Source organism: Fontimonas sp. SYSU GA230001, from assembly GCF_040066175.1.
Lineage (GTDB): Bacteria > Pseudomonadota > Gammaproteobacteria > Nevskiales > Nevskiaceae > Solimonas.
Window position 1 is genome coordinate 1 of record NZ_JBEAAM010000031.1, and the last position, 22314, is coordinate 22314.

General features: G+C 69.7%; 24 protein-coding genes. 11 read left to right on the plus strand and 13 right to left on the minus strand.

Features of this window, described 5'->3' with window-relative positions; translation table 11 throughout:
• The coding region (locus tag AAG565_RS14135) for a hypothetical protein (RefSeq protein ID WP_348820279.1) at positions 1-217 on the plus strand (217 nt) is incomplete at its 5' end.
• A gap of 335 nt (positions 218-552) precedes the next feature.
• Here AAG565_RS14135 and AAG565_RS14140 read toward each other — a convergent pair.
• The 4 genes from AAG565_RS14140 to AAG565_RS14155 are packed head-to-tail and all read right to left on the minus strand — an operon-like array spanning position 553 to position 3112.
• Positions 553-924, minus strand: coding sequence for a hypothetical protein (locus AAG565_RS14140; protein ID WP_348820280.1), 372 nt, complete (start codon positions 922-924; stop codon positions 553-555).
• 29 nt (positions 925-953) lie between these two features.
• A complete protein-coding gene (locus AAG565_RS14145) occupies positions 954-1211 on the minus strand; it encodes an acyl carrier protein (protein WP_348820282.1) in 258 nt (85 codons plus the stop codon).
• Positions 1212-1253: 42 nt separating this feature from the next.
• On the minus strand, positions 1254-2078 hold the full coding sequence (locus tag AAG565_RS14150) for a lysophospholipid acyltransferase family protein (protein ID WP_348820283.1): 825 nt from the start codon (positions 2076-2078) through the stop codon (positions 1254-1256).
• A gap of 29 nt (positions 2079-2107) precedes the next feature.
• Positions 2108-3112 carry a pteridine-dependent deoxygenase gene (locus tag AAG565_RS14155; RefSeq protein ID WP_348820284.1) on the minus strand — a complete coding sequence of 335 codons (1005 nt, stop codon included), beginning with the start codon at positions 3110-3112 and terminating at the stop codon, positions 2108-2110.
• Between the two features lie 262 nt (positions 3113-3374).
• Between AAG565_RS14155 and AAG565_RS14160 the strand changes: the two genes are divergently transcribed.
• The 10 genes from AAG565_RS14160 (at position 3375) to AAG565_RS14205 (ending at position 10993) form a co-directional block, all read left to right on the plus strand.
• Complete coding sequence (locus AAG565_RS14160) at positions 3375-3659, plus strand: phosphopantetheine-binding protein (protein ID WP_348820285.1); 285 nt, start codon at positions 3375-3377, stop codon at positions 3657-3659.
• A 21-nt stretch (positions 3660-3680) separates the two neighbouring features.
• Positions 3681-4289, plus strand: a complete 609-nt coding sequence (locus AAG565_RS14165; RefSeq protein ID WP_348820287.1) for a hypothetical protein — start codon at positions 3681-3683, stop codon at positions 4287-4289.
• Positions 4290-4291: 2 nt separating this feature from the next.
• Positions 4292-5560 carry an AMP-binding protein gene (locus tag AAG565_RS14170; RefSeq protein ID WP_348820288.1) on the plus strand — a complete coding sequence of 423 codons (1269 nt, stop codon included), beginning with the start codon at positions 4292-4294 and terminating at the stop codon, positions 5558-5560.
• Positions 5553-5879 carry a hypothetical protein gene (locus tag AAG565_RS14175; RefSeq protein WP_348820289.1) on the plus strand — a complete coding sequence of 109 codons (327 nt, stop codon included), beginning with the start codon at positions 5553-5555 and terminating at the stop codon, positions 5877-5879. The genes AAG565_RS14170 and AAG565_RS14175 overlap by 8 nt, the downstream gene beginning before the upstream one ends.
• Before the next feature lie 25 nt (positions 5880-5904).
• Positions 5905-7152, plus strand: coding sequence for an NAD(P)/FAD-dependent oxidoreductase (locus AAG565_RS14180; protein WP_348820290.1), 1248 nt, complete (start codon positions 5905-5907; stop codon positions 7150-7152).
• 1 nt (position 7153) lies between these two features.
• Positions 7154-8056: a lipid A biosynthesis acyltransferase gene (locus tag AAG565_RS14185; protein WP_348820291.1), complete on the plus strand. Its 903-nt coding sequence runs from the start codon at positions 7154-7156 to the stop codon at positions 8054-8056.
• On the plus strand, positions 8053-9234 hold the full coding sequence (locus AAG565_RS14190; RefSeq protein WP_348820292.1) for a beta-ketoacyl-[acyl-carrier-protein] synthase family protein: 1182 nt from the start codon (positions 8053-8055) through the stop codon (positions 9232-9234). The genes AAG565_RS14185 and AAG565_RS14190 overlap by 4 nt, the downstream gene beginning before the upstream one ends.
• Positions 9231-10013, plus strand: a complete 783-nt coding sequence (locus AAG565_RS14195) for a beta-ketoacyl synthase chain length factor (RefSeq protein ID WP_348820293.1) — start codon at positions 9231-9233, stop codon at positions 10011-10013. The genes AAG565_RS14190 and AAG565_RS14195 overlap by 4 nt, the downstream gene beginning before the upstream one ends.
• Complete coding sequence (locus AAG565_RS14200) at positions 10010-10459, plus strand: hypothetical protein (RefSeq protein ID WP_348820294.1); 450 nt, start codon at positions 10010-10012, stop codon at positions 10457-10459. The genes AAG565_RS14195 and AAG565_RS14200 overlap by 4 nt, the downstream gene beginning before the upstream one ends.
• Before the next feature lie 114 nt (positions 10460-10573).
• Positions 10574-10993: a hypothetical protein gene (locus tag AAG565_RS14205; protein ID WP_348820295.1), complete on the plus strand. Its 420-nt coding sequence runs from the start codon at positions 10574-10576 to the stop codon at positions 10991-10993.
• 233 nt (positions 10994-11226) lie between these two features.
• Here the strand turns inward: AAG565_RS14205 and AAG565_RS14210 are convergent, their stop codons facing one another.
• The 9 genes from AAG565_RS14210 to AAG565_RS14250 form a co-directional block, all read right to left on the minus strand.
• Positions 11227-12159 (minus strand): acyltransferase, encoded by a 933-nt coding sequence (locus AAG565_RS14210; protein WP_348820296.1) that lies wholly within the window; start codon positions 12157-12159, stop codon positions 11227-11229.
• 17 nt (positions 12160-12176) lie between these two features.
• Entirely contained in the window at positions 12177-13232 is a 1056-nt protein-coding gene (gene hemE, locus AAG565_RS14215) for a uroporphyrinogen decarboxylase (RefSeq protein WP_348820297.1), read from the minus strand.
• 12 nt (positions 13233-13244) lie between these two features.
• A complete protein-coding gene (gene pyrF / locus AAG565_RS14220; RefSeq protein WP_348820298.1) occupies positions 13245-13991 on the minus strand; it encodes an orotidine-5'-phosphate decarboxylase in 747 nt (248 codons plus the stop codon).
• Between the two features lie 45 nt (positions 13992-14036).
• Positions 14037-14726: a hypothetical protein gene (locus AAG565_RS14225; RefSeq protein WP_348820299.1), complete on the minus strand. Its 690-nt coding sequence runs from the start codon at positions 14724-14726 to the stop codon at positions 14037-14039.
• 72 nt (positions 14727-14798) lie between these two features.
• The gene (hrpA, locus tag AAG565_RS14230; protein ID WP_348820300.1) at positions 14799-18635 is read right to left on the minus strand and encodes an ATP-dependent RNA helicase HrpA; all 3837 of its coding nucleotides are present in this window, start codon (positions 18633-18635) and stop codon (positions 14799-14801) included.
• Positions 18636-18684: 49 nt separating this feature from the next.
• Complete coding sequence (locus AAG565_RS14235) at positions 18685-19338, minus strand: DUF480 domain-containing protein (protein WP_348820301.1); 654 nt, start codon at positions 19336-19338, stop codon at positions 18685-18687.
• Positions 19335-20471, minus strand: coding sequence for a PQQ-dependent sugar dehydrogenase (locus tag AAG565_RS14240; RefSeq protein WP_348820302.1), 1137 nt, complete (start codon positions 20469-20471; stop codon positions 19335-19337). Before AAG565_RS14240 ends, AAG565_RS14235 begins: the two co-directional genes overlap by 4 nt.
• Positions 20472-20485: 14 nt before the next feature.
• Positions 20486-20872: a group II truncated hemoglobin gene (locus tag AAG565_RS14245; protein WP_348820303.1), complete on the minus strand. Its 387-nt coding sequence runs from the start codon at positions 20870-20872 to the stop codon at positions 20486-20488.
• A gap of 12 nt (positions 20873-20884) precedes the next feature.
• Positions 20885-22303 carry an FAD-dependent oxidoreductase gene (locus AAG565_RS14250; RefSeq protein WP_348820304.1) on the minus strand — a complete coding sequence of 473 codons (1419 nt, stop codon included), beginning with the start codon at positions 22301-22303 and terminating at the stop codon, positions 20885-20887.
• Between the last annotated feature and the right edge of the window lie 11 nt (positions 22304-22314).

A 22314-nucleotide genomic window follows, 5' to 3' on the forward strand; every position in this document is an offset into this window, starting at 1 on the left:
AGATTTCCGACGCACCGCCGACAACCTCATCGTCAATGCCAGAGCGGGTTGCAGCCGGAGCATGGGCGTCAAATCACCCACACGGAATCACGAAGAGCCTGAAAACGTGCCTCTCCATCGCTGTGGCGACAAGCTTCTTGTCAAGCGCGAGAGCGCCCAAGACCTGCTCGTCTTGACTCAAGATCGAGACAGTTTCGTCCTCCTGGGTGGCGCTTAGTGGCGCCTTGAGGTCGGATGCCGGATTCAGGATCTCAGCAGCGGCGAGACCTCTAAGTTGTTGTCGAATCTGCGACGGATCGAGCGCGAAAGCTGTGCTTGACACAAGCAGAACCGACGCGGCAGCAAGCCGCAGACATGACATTAGGCTGGACATTCCCCACTCCCCGTTGCAACCCGGCGGGTTGCTGTAAGTCTTGCCGTACAACAGTACGGGTCGAATTCTTACAAAAGCAACTAGCCATCCGGCCAATTGACAGATTGCGATTTATTTGCTTTCGCTTGCGTGGCAAGAACGCGGCGGCGGTCCGGATTGTTCCAATGCGCAGGCGCTACCTACGTCGGACGTAGAGAAGGGGAGGCCGCGGCGGCATTGAAGCGCAGGCGCCCGGACGAGTGCACGGTAGCGCCGGCGACGTAGCTGAAGGCAACGTCCTGCGCGCCCAGCTTCTCGAGGCGCAGGGTCAGACGGTCGCCCGGGCGCAGCGGCTGCATGAACTTGAGCCCGCTCAGGCGCGCGAGCTCGCCGGGCATGCCGCACTCGCGCTGCGCCGCGCGCACCGCCCAGCCCAGCTGAACGACGCCGGGCAGCATCGGGTATTCGGGGAAATGGTCCGGAAAGACATCCAGCGACGGTTCGATGCGGATGCGCAGCTCGACGCGATCACCGTCGCGCACGACGGCCTCGGGACGGAGTTCGGCGAGCATCCGCGTGCCGGGTCCGGTCGGGCCGCCGCTCAGGGCGTGGCGAACAGGGCCTGCACGGCATCGACGACGTCGCCGACACTGCGCACGTGCTTGAAATCCTCGGGCCGCACCTTCTTGCCGGTGTAGTCCTTGAGCTGCAGGATCAGGTCGATGGCGTCGATGCTATCGACCTCCAGATCCTGGTAGAGCTGCGCCTCGAGGCTGATCTTGGCCGGATCGACCTCGAACAGCTCGACGAGCAGGGATTTGACGCGCTCGAAGATCTCTTCTTTGCTGGGCGTGGACATGGCCTTGCAGGCTCTGCGGGTGATGACGCGGACGGTATTGTGTCACGCCACCGGCGCCGCCGGCAGCGTGCCGGCCGGGGCGCCGGGGGCCTCCCCGCGGCGCTGCTCGAAATAGCGCATCCAGTCCTGCGACAGGCGCCGGGCGGCGATCGCGGTGTTCGGCGCCTCGCGCAGGTAATGGCGCACGTCGGCCGGCTCGCCGACCTCGATGCGGTAGTGCCCGGGCCGCTCCGGCACACGGTGCCAGGGCACGTGCTTGCTGAGCATGATCGGCTCGCAGCGGATCGTCACCGGCAGCACCGGCACGCCGGCCTCCAGCGCGATGCGCGCCGTGCCGTGCGGGATGTGGATCGGCCGGCCGGGCACGCTGCGCGTGCCTTCGGGGAAGATCAGCAGCGAGTTGCCGGCCTTGAGCGTCGCCGCGCAGTCCTCGACCAGCTGCGTCGGCGGCGCACCGCTGCCGGAGCCGTTGCCGATGTATCCCGCCCAGCGGATCGGGAAGCGCGTGAACGGATTCCGGAACAGCGCTTCCTTGACGATGCAATCGACTTCCGGGATGTAGCCGATCAGCAGCACGACGTCGATCAGTGTCGGATGGTTGGCGATGATCAGCTGGCCGCGCCGGCGCAGCTTCTCGGCGCCGTGGATCTCCCACGAAATCACCCCGACGACGCGCATCAGGTGCGAGAACAGGTGGAACCAGCGCCAGACGATCCACTGCGCGCGGCGCTTGGCCACTCGCGGGTCGCGCGTCGTCAGGCAGGCGGCCGGGAAGATCGTCAGCCCGCAGACCACGCCGACGACGCCGAACACGACGAAGCACAGCCCCGTCGCGAACTGCCGCCAGCGCCGGTCGAGCGCCCGCATCAGGGAGGAACGCCGCGAGACCTGCGCGCTCACAGCGGTGCGTCGATGCGGAACACCGCTTCGGCTTCCAGGATCAGGTCGCTGCGGCAGATGTCGCCATGCAGCACCAGCAGCGGCACGTCGCCGGCGCCGCGCAGCCGCGTCAACTGCCCACGCAATGCGGGCAGCAGGCCGGGATCGCGCAGGTACAGCTTGACCGACTCCGCATGGACCGCCGCGCGCGGCAGGCCGCCGAAATGCCGCGCGAGCGCGTTGTCGATCAGCGCGTCGAAGTTGCGCAGCGTCTCGTCGAGCTGAAGCACCGGATCGCCGGGGTGGACGCTCTCGTGCCCAACCACGCTGGCGGTACCGGACACCAGCAGGCGCGAGTCCGCGCCTGCACCGATCAGCGTCGCGCGCGCGAAGCTGGGACTGCGCGGGCCGTACTGCCGCGGGTAGCGGTAGGCGCTGACCTGACGTGGGTTCTCGACCGGCTGCCCCGGCTGCTTGCCGGCGAGGAAGTACACCACCAGCCCCGGTTCGGCCATGCCGATCGCGGTGGCCGCCGGCAGGCGCTGCTCGAAATCCGGTTTGAGCGCCAGTGCGCGGCTGCGGCCGGCGCTGAACAGGCGATAGCGTTCGTGGTCGCCTTCGCCGGCGTTGATGCCGGCGAGGAAGTTCCACATGCGCAGGCAGTGGGGATAGCCGAGCTTGCGCAGCAGCTGCTCGATGTGCACGTAGAGCTTGAGCGTCGCGCGCTCGAGGTCCACCAGCTCCGCTTCGGGCAGGTGGATCTGCCCGAACAGCACTTCGCCGTCGTGGCTGTAGCCGAAACCGTCGGCACGGCCGGAACGCACCGGCCGGGTGCTGACCCATTGCTCGGCCCAGCACGGCAGTTCGAGCGCCTCCAGGCCGACGCGCACACGGCGCGGGTCGTCGTCGCCGCGCGCACCACGGCCGAACTCCACGCGCCCGAGCGCGCCCGCCGGCAGCGCGGTGTCGGGGGCAACGTATTCGCAGCGCAAGGCGCGGCTGTTGAAGATGTGGGCGGTCATCGGGGCCATCGCGGGGCAGGATCCGCGCATTCGCTCGTGCGGCCGCACCCTGCGCGGCTGCCGGTGTATGATGATTCCATGGGGCCTGGGTCGGGCGGGGCTGCGGGCCGCGCCCGGGGCGCGGATGCCGCCGGGACCCCTCCCGTTGCACCTCGTCGGGCCTTGAGCTCCGGTTGTTCCGGCGCCGTGCGGCCTTGGCGGGGATTATACGGGCGAGCACGGACAGACATCCCCTCGGGGGACTTACCAGGTGACGGAAGTGATGACGGCCACGGGACAAAGCGCCGCAGAGCGCGAGATGGCGGAACTGCTGGTTGCGGCGCTGAACCTCGAACACATCGATGCCGCGGCGGTCGATCCGTCCGCGCCGCTGTTCGGCGCCGATCGCAACGGCTGGGGGCTGGACTCGATCGACGCGCTGGAGATGGCCCTGGCCATCAAGCAGCGCTACGGCGTCGAGCTGCGCTCCGAAGACGAGACCGTCAAGAAGGCCTTCGAGTCGCTGCGCAGCCTGACGGCGCTGGTCGCGGAGCGGCGCGCCGCCTGATGCCCCGTTCGGGGCACTCGCATGAAGGTGCTGCCGATCCTGCTGTTCCTGGCCTATCCGGCGCTGGTGCACGCCGGAGTCGTGCTCGATGCGCCGGGCCTGGCGCTGGCGGGCCTCCTGGTGCTGGTTGCGGTCGTGCTCTACAAGCCGCTGGCCGCGCCGCGACCCTGGGCCTGGGCGCTCCTCGTACTCGGCGGCGCGCTGCTGTACGCCTTGGCGCACTCCGACGCCGTCCGCTACGCCGTCTATGCCCCGTCGCTGGCGATTCCGGCCGCGCTGGCCGCGCTGTTTGGCGCCAGCCTGCGTGACGGTCGCGAGCCGCTGATCAGCCGGATCGCCCGGATCGAGCGCGGCGGGATGCTCGCCCCGGATCTGGCCGTGTACACCCGCCAGCTGACGCAGCTGTGGACTGCGGCCTTCGTGCTGATGTTCGTGTTGGCCCTGGCGCTGATCGCGCTCGGCGAGATCCAGTGGTGGTCGCTGCTCACCAACGTGCTCAATTACGTGGCGATCGGCCTGCTGTTCGCGCTCGAATATGGCTATCGCCGCTGGCGCTTCCCGCAGCATCCGCACCGCGGATTTCTCGACCACATCCGCACGGTGGCCCGCCACCGCCGCACCACCGGCTGATCATGCAGCTGCCGCTGATCTCCGCTTTCCGCCCCGACGCCCCGCTGGCGCGGCACGAGGGCCGCTGGATCACGCAGGGCGAGTTCGTCGCACAGGCGCAGGCGCTGGCGGAACGGCTGCCCGCCGGCCGTCATGCGATCAATCTGTGCATGAATCGCTATCGCTTCCTGCTCGGCTTCGCCGCCGCCAGTCTGCGCGGCCAGACCAGCCTGCTGCCATCCAGCCCGGTGCCCGCGGCGGTCGCCGAACTGCACCGGGCCTATGCGGACAGTTACCCGCTGACCGATGCGGACCTCCCGCTCATCGACACGGGCCGCGCGAGCGCCTCGCCCACGCTCGGCGCCGACCATCTCGCCGCCATCCTGTTCACCTCCGGCAGCACCGGCACGCCGCAGCCGCAGCCCAAGCGCTGGGACACGCTGTGCGCGATCGGCGCGCAGCTGTCGCAGCACCTGCTCGACGGTGCACCGGCGCACATCACCGCCACCGTGCCGTCGCAGCACATGTACGGCCTCGAAACCACCGTCCTGCTGGCGCTGTCCGGCGCCTGCGCGCTGCACGACGGCCGGCCGTTCTTTCCGGCCGACGTGGCGCGGGCTCTGCACGAACTGCCGGCGCCGCGGGTGCTGGTGACCACGCCGGTGCATCTGCGCGCGCTGATCGAGTCGCAGACGGCGCTGCCGCCGCTGCGCTTCGTGCTGTCGGCGACCGCGCCGCTGACCGAGTCGCTGGCCGCGGCCTGCGAGTCGGCCTGGGGCGCGCCGGTGCTGGAGATCTATGGCTGCACCGAGGCCGGCAGCACGGCGACGCGGCGCACGCTGGACGGCCCGGCCTGGCGGCTGTTGCCGGGCCGGTGCCTGGTCGAGCGCGAAGGACTGACGACGGTGCAGGCGGATCACCTGCCGGAAGCGGTGCCGCTGCAGGACGTCCTCGAACCGATCGACGCGGAAACCTTCCGCCTGCTCGGCCGCAGCGGCGACCTGCTCAAGGTCGCCGGCAAGCGCGCCTCGCTCGCCGACCTGACGCAGAAGCTGCAGGCGATTCCGGGCGTGATCGATGCGGTGATCTTCGCCGCCACGGATGGCGAGGCGGCGCGCCCGGCGGCGCTGGTCGTCGCCCCGGACTTGAGCGAATCCGCCATCCTGCAGGCGCTGGCGCAGCAGATCGACCCGGTGTTCCTGCCACGGCCGCTGCGCAAGGTCGAACGGCTGCCGCGCAACGAACTGGGCAAGCTGCCGCGCCGGCGGCTGATCGAGATGCTGCATGACTGAACAGCGCCGCACGGACTGCGTCGCCGCCGATCACCCGTCGATCGCCGGCCACTTCCCGGGCAATCCGATCGTGCCGGGCGTGGTGCTGCTCGAACGCGTGCTCGCGGCCGTGCAGGCCGCTCCGGCCGGCGCAGGACCGCGCCGCCTGACCGGGATTCCGAATCTGAAGTTCGTGCAGCCGCTGCGCCCCGGCACGCCGTTCTCGATCTGCTGGACCGAGCACGGCACGCAGCTGCGGTTCCGCTGCGAATCCGGCGGCGCCGAGGCGCCGCAGCTGCACGTGCAGGGCCTGTTGTCGTTCACGAACGATGCCGGATAATGCCGTTCCACTCAGGGATACACACATGACCGACGTCTTGATCATCGGCGCGGGCCCGTCGGGCTCGACCGCGGCCGCATTCCTCGTGCGCCAGGGGTTCAAGGTTCTGGTGCTGGAGCGCCAGAAATTCCCGCGTTTCTCGATCGGCGAGAGCATGCTGCCGGCGAGCATGGAGTTCATCGAGAAGGCCGGCATGATGGAGGCGGTGATGGGCGCCAGCTTCCAGTACAAGGACGGCGCGGTGTTCCACTACCGTGGCCAGGTCCACCAGTTCAAGTTCCCGCTCAAGTTCTCGCCGGGGCCGGGCTTCACCTTCGAGGTGCCGCGCGACGAGTTCGACAAGATCCTGATCGACGAGGCCGAGCGCCAGGGCGCACAGGTGCGCTACGAGGTCGAGATCACCGCGGTCGATTTCACCGACGGCAAGCCGACCGTCACCGCACGCACCAAGGACGGCACGATCGAGACGCACCGGCCGCGCTTCGTGCTCGACGCCAGCGGCTTCGGCCGCACGCTGCCGCGCCTGCTCGACCTGGAAACCCCGTCGAACTTCCCGGTGCGCTCGGCGCTGTTCACCCAGGTGTACGACCACATCCCGTCCGGAGCCTTCGACCGGCAGAAGATCCTCGTCGTCATCCATCCCGAGCGCCGCGACGTCTGGTTCTGGGTGATTCCGTTCTCCAACGGCCGCGTGTCGATGGGCGTGGTCGCCAGCGCCGAGTTTCACGACCGCTATCAGGGAACGCCGGAGCAGCGCCTGTGGACCATCGTCAACGAGGTCGATTCGCTGCGCGAACTGCTGAAGCACGCCAAGCCGGCGAATCCGGTCGGCGAGCTGCGCGGCTACGCGGCCAATGTGAAGGCGCTGCACGGTCCGGGCTGGGCGCTGCTCGGCAATGCCGCCGAGTTCCTCGACCCGGTGTTCTCCTCCGGCGTGTGCATCGCGATGAAATCCGCGGACCTCGCCGCGGACGTGCTCGGCCGCCAGCTCAGGGGCCAGCCGGTGGACTGGGAGAACGAATTCGCCAAGCCGCTGAAGATCGGCGTCGAGACCTTCCGCGGCTTCGTCGAGCACTGGTACGACGGCGGACTGGCCGACATCTTCTTCCACCCGCGCAAGAACGAGAAGATCCAGCGCATGATCTGCTCGGTGCTCGCCGGCTACGGCTGGGACACCAACAATCCCTATGTCGGCGTCGGCAAGCGCCGTCTCACCGCGCTGGTCGAGGCCTGCCGCGGCGGGGCCGACATGGAACTGTCGATGGCCAGCTGACGTGGCGGGCGTGGCCGCCAGCTGGGAGCGGCAGAACGAGCGCGGCGCGCTGTGGGCGATGCGCCTGCTGTTCTGGATCGCGCGCATGCTCGGCCGGCGTGTCGCGCGGCTGGTCCTGTACCCGATCACCGCATACTTCCTGCTCACCGGGCGCGCGGCACGTGCCGCCTCGCGCGACTACCTGCGCCGCGCGCTGCAGCGCGAACCCGGCTGGCGCGACGTCGCCCGACACTTCTTCACCTTCGCGGCGGTGTCGCTGGACCGCGTCTTCTGGCTGATCGGGACCGGACAGGCCCCGCGGGTGACGCGGCATCGCCCCGACGAGGTGTACCGCATCCAGCGCCGCGGCGGGTGCCTGATCCTCGTCGCCCATTTCGGTTCGTTCGAGGTGCGCCACGATCCGAGCAGCACCCAGCACGAGGTGCCGCTGCGCATCGTGCTCGACCGCGCGCACGGCCGCATGTTCACGCAGCTCCTGGAACAGACCAACCCGCAGGCGGCGAAGTCCGTGATCGACGCGTCGCAACCCGGGCCGACGCTGATGCTGGCGATCAAGCAGGCGCTCGACGGCGGCGCGATGGTCGGACTGATGGCCGATCGCGCGCGCGCGGGCGAGCGCACGGTCACGGTGGATTTCCTCGGCGGCAAGGCCAGGCTGCCGGCCACGCCGTGGATCCTCGCCGGCGTACTCAACGTACCGGTCGTCATCGGCTTCGGCATCTACCGTGGCGGCCTGGACTACGACGCGCATTTCGAGCTGCTCGCCGAACGCGTCGTGCTGCCGCGCGCACAGCGTGACACAGCGATCCAGGCCCATGCCCAGCGCTACGCCGACCGTCTCGCGCACTATGTGCGCGCAGCGCCGTACAACTGGTTCAACTTCTACGATTTCTGGGCCCCATGAAACCCTTGCGCCTGGCGGCGATGACCGCCACCTCCGCTCTCGGACATGGACTGGCCGCGCAGCGCGCCGCCCTGGAGCAGGGACGCAGCGGCCTGTCACAGACGCCCTTCGAGCACTGCGACCTGCCGTGCTGGACCGGCGCGGTCGAAGGGCTCGACGTGCCGCTGACCGGGACCTGGGCGGCATGGGACTGCCGCAACAACCGCCTGTCCGAGCGGGCGCTGGACCAGGACGGTTTCCGCGCCGCGGTCGCCGCATCCGCGCAGCGTCACGGTGCCGATCGTGTCGGCGTGTTCGTCGGTACCAGCACCTCCGGCATGCTCAGCACCGAGCATGCCTACCGGGCGATCGACCCCGGCACCGGCCGGCTGCCGGCCGACTACGACTACCGGACGACCCACAACCCGCACGCGGCGGCCGAGTTCGTGCGCCTGCAGCTCGGACTGCAGGGCCCGGCGCTGGCGATCTGCACGGCCTGCTCGTCCAGCGCCAAGGTGTTCGCTGCCGCGTACCGCGCGCTCGACGCCGGCTGGTGCGATGCCGCGGTGGTCGGCGGCATCGACAGTCTGTGCCTGACGACACTGTACGGATTCCATTCGCTGCAGCTGATCGCCGACGACATCTGCCGCCCGGCCGACGTGCACCGCAAGGGCATCTCGATCGGCGAGGCCGCCGGTTTCGCGCTGCTGGAGCGCGGCGCACGGTCTGGCGATCTGGCCCTGCTGGGCTATGGCGAATCCTCGGACGCCTATCACATGTCGGCGCCGGATCCGGACGGCCGCGGCGCGCAGCTGGCGATGCGCGATGCGCTGGAACGCGCCGGGCTGCACGCCGCAGACATCGGTTACGTCAACCTGCACGGCACCGCCACCCCCGCCAACGATGCCAGCGAGGATCGCGCGGTGATGCGCGTGTTCGGTGCGCAGACCCCGTGCAGCTCGACCAAGGGCTACACCGGGCACACGCTCGGCGCGGCCGGCATCGTCGAAGCGGTGATCGCGGCACTGGCGGTCGAACACGGCTTCCTGCCGGCATCGATCACGACGCGCGAGAAGGATCCGGCGATCGAAGGCAACATCGTCCTGCAGCCGCAGCGCGCGACGATCCGTGCGGCGCTGTCCAACTCGTTCGGCTTCGGCGGCAACAACGCCAGCCTGATCCTGGGGCGCGCGGCATGATGACCGTCGGCGTGCTGTCGGTCGGCCTGTCGGCGCCGGGCCTGCCGAGCTGGGCCGAGGGCGCCGCGGTCCTGCGCGGCGAACGGCCCTACCAGCCGGCGACGCTGGCCGCCTACGCGCCCGTCCTGCTGCCGGCCAACGAGCGCCGCCGCGCGACCGCGGCAGTACGCCAGGCCTTCCGCGCCGGCGAGGAGGCGATCGCCGGACGCGATGCCTCGGCGCTGGCGACGGTCTTTGCCAGCTCCGACGGCGATCTCAACATCCTCAACCGCATCTGCGGCGCGCTGACCAGCCCCGGGCACGTCGTGTCACCGACCGACTTCCACAACTCGGTGCACAACGCCGCGGCCGGCTACTGGGGCATCGCCACCGGCGCGCGCGCACCATCGACGACACTGGCCGGCTACGACGGCTCCTTCGCACTGGGATTGCTGGAAGCCGCAACCCAGGTGGTCAGCGAACGGCATCCGGTGCTGCTGGTCGCCTTCGACGTGCCGGCACCCGAACCGATCGCGTTGCAGCGCACACACGCGGACAGTGCCAGCTGCGCGCTGTGGCTGCAGCCGCCGGATGCAAGGGACAACACCGCCACGCTGGAGCTCGGCCTGACCGACGCGCCGGAAACGGACTGCGCCGACGAACCCCTGGAACGCGCACGCCGGGGCAACCCGGCGCTGCGCGCCCTGCCGTTGCTGCTCTTGCTGGCGCGCGCGCAGCCGGGCCGCGTCGTGCTGCCGATGGCCGGCGGCCGCCGGCTCGCCGTGGCACTGCGCGGATGACGGTGCTGCTCGATCGCGCCGGCATCGAGGCACTGATCCCGCACGCCGGGGCGATGTCGTTGTGGGACGAACTGCTCGCGGCGGACGAAACCGCCGTGCGGCTGCGCACGGACAGTCACCGGCGCGCCGGGAATCCCCTGCGCCGCGACGGCCAGCTGACGGCCGTCCACCTGATCGAATACGGCGCACAGGCGATGGCGGTGCACGGCGGCTGGCTCGCGCGGCACACCCCCGCCGGCCGCGCACGGCCCGGCGTGCTCGCGGCAGTGCGCGACTTCCGGCTGAACGTCGCGCGGCTCGATGACCTGGACGCGCCGCTCGAATGCGTCGCGCAACGCCTGGTCGCCAACGCCGGCGGCTGGATGTACGGCTTCACGCTGTGCTGCGGTGGTCACGAGCTGGCGAGCGGCCGCGCGTCGGTGATTCACCTGCCCGACGCCGCCTGAACGACGCAGCGCGTGGGCCGGTGCGGCCGGCCGCCCCCTTTTCGCGTGCCGGAGGTCGGCGCATCATCACGGCGGCCCTTATGGTCCCGATTCCCGCACCGCAAGGAGTCGCCGATGCGTCTCGACGAGCTATTCATCGCCGCGGGTCTGGCCAGCGACGAACAGGTCGCGGCCGCGCGCACACGGCAGCTCGAAAGCGGCCGCCCGCTGGGCGAGAGCCTGGTCGCGGCCGGTGCGATCTCGCAGTTGGCGCTGGATCGCTTCATGGAGCGCATTCCGGCCGAACCGGAGCAACTGGCCGACAGCCACATCGACGGATCAGTGCTGCTCGACCTGACGATCAAGCTGATCTACGCGGAGCGCCTCGAAACCGCGGCGCAGATCGCCGCGGCGATCAAGCTCCCTCCGCACCTCGTCGCCGAGTTGCTCGGCATGGCGGTCAACCGCGGGCTGCTGCAATGCCTCGGCGAACGTGACCTGACGATGCGCTACGCCCTGACCGGGTCGTGTCCCACGTCGTGGTGTAGGTTCTGAAGGTCATCGGTGGCAACTGGTTTAGGTTTGGGTTTCGACGACCAACCTGAAACCGAGGAACCACCGATGACCGAGAGATGATGAACCTGCGTGCGCTGCTGGAGAAGAGCCCGGACGCAGACCTGCTGCGCGAGATGATCGGCTTTGCCAGGTAAGCGGCTGACGGAGCTGGAAGTGGGCGCGCGGCGCCGGACCCCGGGACTCAGGGCGTCGAGCGGAGCGCCTGACCGCGATCAGCCGTGTGCCGGCCGCGGCGCATGCATGGCCGGCCGGGTGTTGAGCATGCGTTCGAGACGCGCGTCCTTGCGTGCCCAGATGCCGTTGATCCAGGCCTGGAAGCGCTTGCGGAACTCGGGGTCGTTCTCGTAATCGCCCGCCATCATCTCCGGCGGGATCGGCAGCAGATCGACGTGCACCGCCAGCTGGTTCTGCTCACCGCAGGCAAAGCTCCACAACAGCGGCTTGTCGGTCGGCTGGTAGGCGATGGTCACGTCGATGATGCCGGCGAACTGCTCGCCCATGGCGTTGAGCGTGAAACTCATGCCGGCCGCCTTGGGCCGCAGCAGGTGGCGGTAGGGTGACTGGCGCGCGACGCGCTTGGCCTCGGTGAAGCGCGTGCCTTCGAGGAAGTTGATCACCGTGACCGGCTCGGTGCGGTACAGCTCGCAGGCGCGGCGCGTCGTCTCCAGATCCTGGTTGCGCAGTTCCGGGTGGGCCTGCAGCGCGCTCTTGCCGTGCCGGCGCATGAACGGGAAGTCCATCGCCCAGCAGGCGATGCCGATGATCGGCACGTAGATCAGTTCGCGCTTCAGGAAGAAACGCGGGAACGGCGTGCGTGCATGCAGCAGGTCGCAGAGCACGAGGATGTCGATCCACGACTGATGATTCGAGATCAGCAGGTAGTTCCTGCGCGGATCGAGCTGCGCGCGCAGGTCGATGTCCCATTGCACCGCGTGCAGCAGGCGCAGCAGCAGCTTGTTGTTGCGCACCCAGTTGGTCGCGATCCAGATCGTGAAGCGGCTGCAGGCGCGCTGCAGCGGCGGATACGGGATCAGCTTGAGCAGCGCCGCGGGCGACAGCAGGATGAAGCTGACGACCATCCACGCGACGATGACCACTGCCGTCAGGATGCCCATCACCGTCGGAGGAAAGATCACCGATAGCATCGCCGCACCTCGCGCCGTCAGGTCTTGTGGTACTCCGGGCTCAGTGCCCGCACCGCCTCGATCATCGCCGCCGCGTGTTCCGGCGGCGTCTGCTGCAGGATACCGTGGCCCAGGTTGAACACGTGCCCCGGCCCCGGTCCATACGAAGCCAGTACGCGCGCCACGGCAGTCTCGATGCGCTCCGGCCGCGCCAGCAGCCAGGCCGGGTCGAGATTGCCCTGCAGCGCCACCTTGGACCCGACGCGCGCGCGTGCGTTCCCCAGATCGGTGGTCCAGTCCACGCCCAGCGCGTCGCAGCCGGTCTCGGCCATCGCTTCGAGATGCTGACCGCCGTTCTTCGTGAACAGGATCACCGGCACCTCGGGCGCGACGCGCTTGAGATGCTCGACGATGCGCGCCATCGGTTCCAGCGAGAACTGCAGGTACTCGACCGGCGCCAGCACGCCGCCCCAGGTGTCGAAGATCATCAGCGCGTCGGCGCCGGCGCGGACCTGTGCTTCGAGGTACAGGCTGACCGCGGCGGCGAGCTTGGCGACGAGGTTGTCGAGCGCGACCGGCTCGTCGTAGCCCATGCGCCGGATCCGCGTGAAGTCCGAACCGCCGCCACCCTCGACCATGTAGGTCGCCAGCGTCCACGGGCTGCCGGCGAAGCCGATCAGCGGCAGGCGGTGACCGAGCGCGCCGCGGATCGCGCGCACCGCGTCCATCACGTAGCGCAGTTCGGTCTCCGGATCGGGCACGCCGAGCGCCTCGATCGCGTGCGCATCGCGCACCGGACGGTCGAACACCGGGCCCTCGCCTTCGACGAAGCGCAGGCCCAGGCCCATCGCATCGGGAATCGTCAGGATGTCGGAGAACAGGATCGCGGCGTCCAGGCCGTAGCGCTCGATCGGCTGCAGCGTGACCTCGCAGCACAGCTCCGGGTTGCGGCACAGGCTCATGAAGTCGCCGGCCTTGGCGCGCGACGCACGGTACTCCGGCAGATAGCGGCCGGCCTGGCGCATCATCCACACCGGCGTGCGGTCCACCGGCTGGCGCCGCAGCGCGCGCAGGAATCTGTCGTTCTCGATCATCGAAGTGAAACCTTAGCGGGCGTTACTGAGTCGCGCCTGAACCGCGCTCGCGATCTCGGCCTGGATGCTCGCCGCCATCGCGCGCGGGTCGGCGGCGTCGCGGATCGGCCGGCCGACGACCAGGTGATCGGCGCCGGCGGCGATCGCCGCAGCCGGCGTCATGATGCGCTTCTGATCGGCCTCGACGCGGTTCTCGACCGGACGGATGCCGGGCGTCACGCAGATCAGCTCGCGCGGTGCCTCGGCGCGAAGCTTCGCGACTTCGAGACCGGACGAGACCACGCCGTCGCAGCCGGCCTGCAGCGCGCGGCGCGCGCGCGACAGCACCAGATCCGCGACGCTGCAGGCAAAGCCCAGGTCGTTCAGGTCACCCTGATCGAGGCTGGTCAGCGCGGTCACGGCCAGCACCTTGAGAGTGCCGGACTTGGCCTGCGCCGCCGCTTCCATGATCGACTGGTTGCCGTGCACGGTGCAGTAGTCGGCGCCGCGCTCGGCGAGGTTGCGCACCGCGCGCGCGACGGTCTCCGGGATGTCGAAGAACTTCAGATCGACGAACACCTTCCTGTGCTCGGCCTTGAGCCAGTCGAGCAGGTCGAAGAAGCCCGGCGCCATCAGCAGTTCGAGGCCGATCTTGTAGAAGCGCACCGTGTCGCCGAGGCGCAGCACCAGTTCGCGCGCCTGCGGCGCGGCCGGCACGTCGAGCGCGACGATCAGGCGCTCTTCGACGGGAATGCTGTGCGGATGCGGGGACGACGGCACCGGAGACCCTCGGCTCGGCCATGGACCGAGCCATTCTACAGAGGATCAGCGCCGCGCCATCCGCTCGCGGTGCAGGTCGAGCCAGTCGCGCACCTGCTCGCCGACCGAACGCTGCGCGGCCGGGGGGCGCTCGTCCTGTTCCTCGCGTTCGTCGGTCTCGACGGGGCGCAGACGCAGCATGCCGCTGGCGATCGTCACGCTCAGCGGCCACAGCGCCGCCGGGTTGAGTGCAAGCTGGAAGCCGAGCAGCTGTGGCGCCGGCAGCTCGGTCAGCTGGATGATCGGGATCGTGCCGGCCGCGCCGACGATCGACTCGGACAGCGCGGCGGCCAGCTGCGGCGCGTATCGGATCAGGCCGGGTTGCAGGCTCAGCTCCGCGCGCATGACCTGGCGCGCACCTTCGGGCGTCACCAGCCGCGCGTGGATCTGCAGGGTCAGCGTCTCACCATCCTGCGGCGGTGCACGCAAGGCCGATTCGACGACGGCCAGATCCGGCGGCAGCGGCTGATTGCCGGTCAGCACCTGCAGCAGTCCCTGGACCAGCACGCGCAGATGGGCCGGGTCGCGTGCGCCCTGCGCTTCGAGTGCCGCGGCGTCCGCCGACAGGTGCAGCAGGTCCTGACCGATCGACGGCGGCGGCGTCACCGGCACCGGCGCCGCGACCGGCTCGGGCGTCACCGGCACGGGTGCCGGTGCCACCGTCGCGGGATTCAGGTTGATGTCGGGAACACGCATGGTCCGTCACGCAGGGCTGCTCGTCGCCAGCGTAGCGGCTTTGCCGCGCCGATCTGAAGTGCGCGGACGGTTTCAGGCGCCGGCGATCAGCGCGCGGATGCGCGCCGCCGATGGCGCGGACTGAGCGCGCAATTCCTGCGCAAACAAGGCGATGCGCCACTCCTCCAGCAGCCAGCGCGCGGCATGGAAGGGCCCCGGCAGCGCGCCGACGAGCGGCGCGACCTGTTGCGTCAGATCCTCGTCGCGCGCGGGTTTGTTGGCCAGCCGCTCCAGGCGCACGTCCATCGCGCGCAGGTACAGCGCGATGCGCGGCCACTGCGCGTCCGGAATCGCGGCGACGAAGCCGGGCGCGAACAGGCTGTCGAGCTGATTGCGCAGATCGGCGAGCGAAGCCGGCCAGCGGTCGCCGGCGGCGTGGATGCGCGCGCGCAGCTCGCGCGCCTTGGTCAGCCAGCGCAGCATGTCGTCGAGGCGTTGCTGCGCGTCCATCGAGAACGCGCCGCGCTTTTCCAGCGCCGCCTGGAATCCGGCGCGCGTGCGCAGCGCACCGTCGAGCATCGTCGCCTCCACGCTGCGCTGCGCCAGCTGCCGGGTTGTCGTGTCGAGATCGAGCGCGAAGGCCGGTGCCAGCTGGCCGAGCTTGCCACGCACCGACTTGGCCAGGTCGCGCATGCGGTCCGGCATGCGCGCCAGCAGCAGTGCGCGCACGCCGTGGCGATGCGCCACTGCGGCGGCCTCGGCCGACTCGAACAGGCGCAGGTCGATGCGGCCGTCCTGGATCACCAGCGCGGGGAACGCGTATCCGCCGCCGGGGAGTCGCAGGTGCTCGGGCAGGTCGTCGAAGTCCCAGTCGGTCAGGTTCTCGCGGCTCCAGCGCCTGAGCATCTCGTCGCCGGCCGCCGCGCTGTTGAGCGCGCGCCGCGCGGCGCCGCTGTAGCGCTGCTGCAGCGCTGCCAGCGAATCGCCGACGCCGAGCACCTGGCCGCGCTCGTCTTCGAGCTGGAAGCGCGGCTTCAGATGCACGTCGATGCGCTCCACATCGAAGTCGGCCGGCGTCACGTCGGCGCCGGTCATCGCCTTGAGCGCGCCGCACAAGGCCGGCAGCAGTTCGCCCTGCGGCGGATCGAGCCGCGCGGCGGCGGCGCTGGCGAACTCCGCAGCCGGCGTGAACGCGCGCCGCAGACGGTTCGGCAGCGTGCGGATCAGCGCCTCGATCAGCGCGACGCGCAGGCCCGGCACCAGCCAGTCGAAGGCGTCCTGCGGCAGCGCGTGCGCGTGGGCGAGCGGGATGTGGAAGGTCACGCCGTCGTGCTCGGCGCCCGGATCGTGGTGATAGGACAGGCCGACGCGCACCTCGCCGAAGTCGAGATGATCCGGAAACAGGTCGGACACGTCCGCCTTCGCGCCGGGTCGCAGGGCGTCGGCTTCCTGCATCGTGAGACGTGAGACGTGGGACGTGAGGCGCGAATCCTTGAGCAAGCGTCGCAGACCCGCCGTCGTGCAGACGTCCTGCGGCAGGCGCGCGTCGTACCAGGCGAAGAGTTGCGCATCGTCGGCGAGCAGGTCGGGACGGCGCAGGCGTGCTTCCTTGTCGCGGATCGCCGCGATCACCGCGAAGTTGTGTTCGAGGAAGGCCGGTTTCTTCGGGATGCGGCCGCCGATCAGCGCCTCGCGGATGAAGATCTCGCGCGCCTCGCGTGGATGCGTCGAGCCGTAGTGGCGCGGGCGGCTGACCAGCGGCAGGCCGAGCAGGCTCAGGTGCTCGGTGGCGCTGACCTCGCCGCGTTCCGGATTCCATTCGGGATGCAGCAGCGCGCGCTTGATCAGGTGTCCGCCGACCTGCTCCAGCCACTCCGGCTCGATCGCCGCGTTGGTGCGCGCGAACAGGCGCGAGGTCTGCGCGAGCTGCGCGCTCATCACCCAGGCCGGCGCCTTCTTCGCCAGCGCCGAGCCGGGGTGCAGGCGGAAGCGCCGGCCCTTGGGCCCCTGATACTCCGGCTGTTCCGGAATCTTCTGGCCGATGTGGTCGATCAGGCCGGCGAGCAGCGCCTGATGAATCGGCGCATACAGGCCTTCCAGGGATTCGACCGTCCACGTTTCGACGTCGCCTTTCCGATTCCAGATTCCCGATTCCCGATTCCCGAGCAAATCGAAGATCTGCTTCGCCACCGCCTCCCATTCCTCCATGCGCAGGAACGAGACGAAGTGGTCGTGACACAGGCGCCGCAGCTGGCGGTTGGACGAGTCCTTGCTCCAGTCGCGCCAGCGCTGCCAGAGCAGCAGCAGCGACAGGAAATCCGAGCGCCGGTGCCGCCACGCCGCATGCTTCTGCCGTGCCGCGTCCTGTGCTTCGGCAGGGACCTCGTGCGGGTCCTGCACCGACAGCGCCGCGGCGAGCACGAAGACTTCGGTCTCCACCGGCGTGCCGCACCCGGCGAGCGCGATGCGCGCGATGCGCGGATCGAGCGGCAGGCGCGCCAGCTCGCGGCCCAGCGGCGTCAGCTGGCCGCTTTCGTCGAAGGCGCCGAGCGTCTGCAGCACGCGGTAGGCCTCGGCGACGTGGCGACCTTCCGGTGGATCGACCCACGGAAACTCATCGACATGGCCCAACCCCAGCGCCGCCATCTGCAGGATCACGCCGGCCAGGTTGGCGCGCTTGATCTCCGGATCGGTGAAGGCCGGCCGTGCGGCGAAGTCGTCCTCGGCGTAGAGGCGGATGCAGATGCCCGGCCCCAGGCGTCCGCAACGTCCCGTGCGCTGGTTCGCCGCGGCCTGAGACACGGGTTCGATCTGCAACTGCTGCACGCCGGTGCGCGGCGCGTAGCGGTTGAGACGCGCATTGCCGGTATCGATCACGTAGCGGATGCCCGGCACGGTCAGCGAAGTCTCGGCGACGTTGGTCGCCAGCACGATGCGTGGCTTGGTCGCGCGCGTGAACACCTGGTCCTGCGCCTGCGCCGCCAGGCGCGAGTACAGCGGCAGCACTTCGGCGCGCGGAAAGCGCCCGGTCAGCACGCGCGCGGCGTCCCGGATCTCGCGCTCGCCGGGCAGGAAGACGAGGATGTCACCGCTGGTCGAGCGGCCCCACAGCTCGTCCACCGCACCGGCGATCGCGTCCTCGATGTCGGCGTCCTCGCCCACCGGCCGGTAGCGCGTCTCCACCGGGTAGGTGCGGCCGGAGACTTCGAGAATCGGCGCATCGTCGAAGTGGCGCGACAGGCGCTCCGGGTCGAGCGTCGCCGAGGTGACGATCAGTTTCAGGTCCGGGCGCTGCGGCAGGATGCGCTTGAGCCAGCCGAGCAGGAAGTCGATGTTGAGGCTGCGTTCGTGCGCCTCGTCGATGATGATCGTGTCGTAGCTGGTCAGCAGATGGTCGCGGCCCAGCTCGGCGAGCAGGATGCCATCGGTCATCAGCTTGACGAGGCTCTGCTCGGAGACGCGACGGTCGAAGCGCGTCTCGTAGCCGACGCCCTCGCCCAGCTTCGTGTGCAGCTCCGAGGCGATGCGGTTGGCAACGCTGCGCGCCGCCAGGCGACGCGGTTGCGTGTGGCCGATCAGTCCGCGCGCGCCGCGGCCCAGTTCCAGACACAGCTTGGGCAGCTGCGTGGTCTTGCCGGACCCGGTCTCGCCGCAGACGACGACCACCTGGTGTTCGCGGATCGCGCGCAGCAGCTCCTCGCGCGCCTGCACGACCGGCAGCTCGGACGGATAGTCGAGCTGCTGCGGCAACAGCCGGCGCCGGTTCTCGCCGCGCAGCAGCGCGTGCTGCAGATCGCGCTCGTAGCGCGCGCCGTCGAAGCGACGCGGATCGGCGCGGCTCAGCAGCCGATCGAAACGCCGCGCATCGCGTGCCAGCAACTGCTCGCGCAGAGCATCGAGACGGCGGCGGGCGGCGGCGGAATCAAACACGTGCGGCAGGGGACGGCGCAGGGCCGCGCATCATACGGCAGAGCGACGCTCAGTCGGCCAGCGGTGTTTCCGCGACGACCCCGAGCTGCCGCTCCAGTTCACTGACCCGCGCCTCCAGCGCCTGGATGCGTTGCATCAGTTCCGTTACGCCCGCCGGTGACGCCGCGGGGCGTGGCGTTTCAACCTGCTGCGATGTCGCCGCATCCGGTGCGCCGCACAGCGTGTGCGCCCAGCGCGTCGCGGCCTGTCCGGGCGCGCGCGGAAGTTCGACCACCAGCGGCTGCGCGCGGTCGGCGAGATCGGCAAGCGCGGCACTGAGCGCGGCGGCGTCGCCCGGTCCGCCGAGCGCGGCGGCGTTGGCGCGCAGTTCGGCGGCGGTCTGCGGACCGCGCAGCATCAGCGTCACCAGCACGGCCTGCGTCGGCGGCTTGAGCAGCAGCTGGTGCTGGAACTGCTGGCGCCACTTCTGCGCGCGGGCGGAGAAGCTGTCGCGCACGACCAGCTTGAGCTCCTCCAGCCGGTTGAGCGTGCTGCCGACTTCGCCTTCGGTCAGGTTCATCACCGGCTGGCGCGAGGTTTTCTGGTTGGCCGCCGCGGTGATCGCGTTCACCGTCATCGGGTAGTACTGCGGCGTCGTGATCGACTTCTCGACGAGGACGGCGACGACGCGCGCTTCTTCGGGACTCAGTTGCAGATCGTTCATGGCGATGGGGAGGCGGACAGTCCGACGCGCAGGATGGCGCCGTCGGCTTCGTCGGTGAGCAGATAGAGATAGCCGTCCGGTCCCTGGCGCACGTCGCGGATGCGCTGCTTGCGCTCACCGAGCAGGCGTTCCTCGCGCAGCACGCGCTCGTCATCGAGTTCCAGGCGGACGAGCTGGCCGAACTTGAGCGAGCCGACGAACAGGCTGCCGCGCCAGGCCGGGAAACGGCCGGCGGTATAGAAGGCCATGCCGCTGGGCGCGATCGACGGCACCCACCAGTACAATGGCTGCTCCATGCCCGGCGCCTCGGTCAGACCGTCGCCGACCGCGAGGCCCGAGTATTCGCGGCCGTGGGTGATCACCGGCCAGCCGTAGTTGCGGCCGCGCCGCGCGATGTTGATCTCGTCGCCGCCGCGCGGGCCGTGCTCGTGGATCCACAGCTCGCCGGTCTGCGGATGGATCGCCGCGCCCTGCGGGTTGCGATGGCCGTAGGACCAGACTTCCGGGCGCGCGCCGCTGCGCTGCACGAACGGATTGTCGTCCGGCACCGAGCCGTCGGCGCGGATGCGGATCACCTTGCCCAGGTGGGTGCCGGGATCCTGCGCCAGCTCACGGGCAGAGGCGCGTTCGCCGAGCGTCACGTAGAGCAGGCCGTCGCGGTCGAAGGCGAGACGGCAGCCGAAGTGGTGGCTGCTGTCCCAGTCCGGTCGCTGCCGGAAGATCACCGTCACCGATTCCAGTGCGGCCTCGCCGAGCCGTGCATGGGCGACGGCGGTGCCGTTCTTGTCGGCGCGCGGTTCCGCATAGCAGAAGTAGATCCTGCGCGAAGCCGCGAAATCCGGGGCCAGGACGACATCGAGCAACCCGCCCTGGCCGCGCGCGTACACCGTCGGCACGTTCGCCAGCGGCGCCGACAGCGCGCCGTCGGCGCTGACGATGCGCATGCGCCCGGGCCGCTCGGTGACCAGCAGGCGCCCGTCCGGCAGAAACGCAAGCCCCCAGGGATTTTCGAGGCCGCGCGCGACTTCGACCACCTCGATCGCCCTGGCATCGACCGTCGCGGCCGACGCCGACGGCTTGGCGCCACAGGCGCTAGCGAGGGCGAGCAGGATCAGGGACGTCAGTGCGCGCATGCGCACAGTGTGTCTCAGCCCGGCTGGTTGCGCATCCAGTCGGCAACGGGCACCAGTGCCTGCAGCAGCGCCTGCATCAGGTCCGGCGCCAGCGCGCGGGTGCGCATCGCATCGGCCATGCAGGCCAGCCACTGGTCGCGTTCGGATTCACCGATCGCGAACGGCAGATGCCGCGCGCGCAGGCGCGGATGGCCGAAGCGCTCGACGTAGTGCTGCGGACCGCCGCTCCAGCCGCACAGGAACCAGTGGAGCTTGTCGCGCGAACCGGACAGGTCGGCGGGGTGCAGCGCGCGCAGGCCGGCATAGGCCGGCGCTGCGTCCATGCGGTCGTAGAAGGCATCGACCAGTGCACGCACACCCGACTCGCCGCCGAGGGCGTCAAAGAAAGTGACTTCCGCCACGGCGGTACAGGCTTACACGTCCAGGTAGTCGAGGATGCCCTCGGCGGCCTCGCGGCCTTCGAACACGGCGGTGACGACCAGGTCCGAACCACGGACCATGTCGCCGCCGGCGAAGACCTTCGGATTCGAGGTCTGGAACTTGTGCTTGGCCAGCACCTCGCCGTTGACCTTCATGCGGCCGTCCTCGTGCAGCTTGAGGCCGTGCTCGGCGAACCACGGTGCGGGGCTCGGACGGAAGCCGAAGGCGATGATCACGCGGTCCGCGGGGATGATCTCCTCGGAACCGGGCACGACTTCCGGCTTGCGGCGGCCACGCGCGTCGGACTTGCCGAGCTGCGTCGTCACCAGCTTGACGCCCTCGACCTTGTCCTTGCCGACGATCTCCACCGGCTGGCGGTTCCACAGGAACTCGACGCCTTCTTCCTTCGCGTTGGCGACTTCGCGCTTCGAGCCGGGCATGTTGGCCTCGTCGCGGCGATACGCGCAGGTCACGCTCTCGGCATTCTGGCGGATCGAGGTGCGGTTGCAGTCCATCGCGGTGTCGCCACCGCCGAGCACGACGACGCGCTCGCCCTTGACGTCATAGGCCATGTCGGCGTTCGTGCCCTGGCCGAGCTGGCGGTTGATGTTGGCGATCAGGAACGGCAGCGCCTCGAACACGCCGGGCAGGTCCTCGCCGGGGAAGCCGCCCTTCATGTAGGTGTAGGTGCCCATGCCGAGGAACACCGCGTCGTAGTCCTTGAGCAGCTTCTCGAAGGCGATGTCCTTGCCGATCTCGGTGTTCAGGCGGAATTCGACGCCCATGCCTTCGAGGATCTTGCGGCGCGTCTTGACGACGTCCTTCTCGAGCTTGAACGGCGGGATGCCGTAGGTCAGCAGGCCACCGATCTCGTTGTACTTGTCGAACACGATCGGCTTGACGCCGTTGCGTGCGAGCACGTCCGCGCAGCCCAGCCCGGCCGGGCCGGCGCCGACGATCGCGACCTTCTTCTTGGTCCACTTGACCTTCGACATGTCCGGGCGCCAGCCCTGCTTGAGCGCCTCGTCGGTGATGTACTTCTCGATCGAGCCGATGGTCACCGCGCCGAAGCCGTCCTCCAGCGTGCACGCGCCTTCGCACAGGCGGTCCTGCGGGCAGATGCGGCCGCAGATCTCCGGCAGCGAGTTCGTGCGATGCGACAGTTCGGCGGCAGCGAACAGATTGCCTTCCTCGACCAGCTTGAGCCAGTTCGGGATGAAGTTGTGCACCGGGCACTTCCACTCGCAGTACGGATTGCCGCAGGCGAGGCAACGGCCAGCCTGCGCCTTGGCCTGGTCCGGCTGGAACTGGCCGTAGATCTCGCGGAAGTCGTGCACGCGCTGTTCCACCGGCGACTTCACCGGGTCCTGGCGCGGCAGGTCGAGAAACTGGTTGACGTTCTTTGCACCCATGACTTTCCTTC

What these genes read in the sequence shown, in the direction of transcription:
- AAG565_RS14180 (WP_348820290.1), top strand. Translation starts at nt 5,905, where the DNA reads ATGACCGACGTCTTGATCATCGGCGCGGGCCCGTCGGGCTCGACCGCG.
- AAG565_RS14250 (WP_348820304.1), bottom strand. Translation starts at nt 22,303, where the DNA reads ATGGGTGCAAAGAACGTCAACCAGTTTCTCGACCTGCCGCGCCAGGAC.
- AAG565_RS14150 (WP_348820283.1), bottom strand. Translation starts at nt 2,078, where the DNA reads ATGCGGGCGCTCGACCGGCGCTGGCGGCAGTTCGCGACGGGGCTGTGC.
- AAG565_RS14190 (WP_348820292.1), top strand. Translation starts at nt 8,053, where the DNA reads ATGAAACCCTTGCGCCTGGCGGCGATGACCGCCACCTCCGCTCTCGGA.
- AAG565_RS14200 (WP_348820294.1), top strand. Translation starts at nt 10,010, where the DNA reads ATGACGGTGCTGCTCGATCGCGCCGGCATCGAGGCACTGATCCCGCAC.
- AAG565_RS14140 (WP_348820280.1), bottom strand. Translation starts at nt 924, where the DNA reads ATGCTCGCCGAACTCCGTCCCGAGGCCGTCGTGCGCGACGGTGATCGC.
- AAG565_RS14210 (WP_348820296.1), bottom strand. Translation starts at nt 12,159, where the DNA reads ATGCTATCGGTGATCTTTCCTCCGACGGTGATGGGCATCCTGACGGCA.
- hemE (WP_348820297.1), bottom strand. Translation starts at nt 13,232, where the DNA reads ATGATCGAGAACGACAGATTCCTGCGCGCGCTGCGGCGCCAGCCGGTG.
- AAG565_RS14160 (WP_348820285.1), top strand. Translation starts at nt 3,375, where the DNA reads ATGACGGCCACGGGACAAAGCGCCGCAGAGCGCGAGATGGCGGAACTG.
- AAG565_RS14205 (WP_348820295.1), top strand. Translation starts at nt 10,574, where the DNA reads ATGCGTCTCGACGAGCTATTCATCGCCGCGGGTCTGGCCAGCGACGAA.
- AAG565_RS14225 (WP_348820299.1), bottom strand. Translation starts at nt 14,726, where the DNA reads ATGCGTGTTCCCGACATCAACCTGAATCCCGCGACGGTGGCACCGGCA.
- AAG565_RS14165 (WP_348820287.1), top strand. Translation starts at nt 3,681, where the DNA reads ATGAAGGTGCTGCCGATCCTGCTGTTCCTGGCCTATCCGGCGCTGGTG.
- AAG565_RS14170 (WP_348820288.1), top strand. Translation starts at nt 4,292, where the DNA reads ATGCAGCTGCCGCTGATCTCCGCTTTCCGCCCCGACGCCCCGCTGGCG.
- AAG565_RS14155 (WP_348820284.1), bottom strand. Translation starts at nt 3,112, where the DNA reads ATGACCGCCCACATCTTCAACAGCCGCGCCTTGCGCTGCGAATACGTT.
- AAG565_RS14195 (WP_348820293.1), top strand. Translation starts at nt 9,231, where the DNA reads ATGATGACCGTCGGCGTGCTGTCGGTCGGCCTGTCGGCGCCGGGCCTG.
- AAG565_RS14175 (WP_348820289.1), top strand. Translation starts at nt 5,553, where the DNA reads ATGACTGAACAGCGCCGCACGGACTGCGTCGCCGCCGATCACCCGTCG.
- AAG565_RS14145 (WP_348820282.1), bottom strand. Translation starts at nt 1,211, where the DNA reads ATGTCCACGCCCAGCAAAGAAGAGATCTTCGAGCGCGTCAAATCCCTG.
- AAG565_RS14235 (WP_348820301.1), bottom strand. Translation starts at nt 19,338, where the DNA reads ATGAACGATCTGCAACTGAGTCCCGAAGAAGCGCGCGTCGTCGCCGTC.
- AAG565_RS14240 (WP_348820302.1), bottom strand. Translation starts at nt 20,471, where the DNA reads ATGCGCGCACTGACGTCCCTGATCCTGCTCGCCCTCGCTAGCGCCTGT.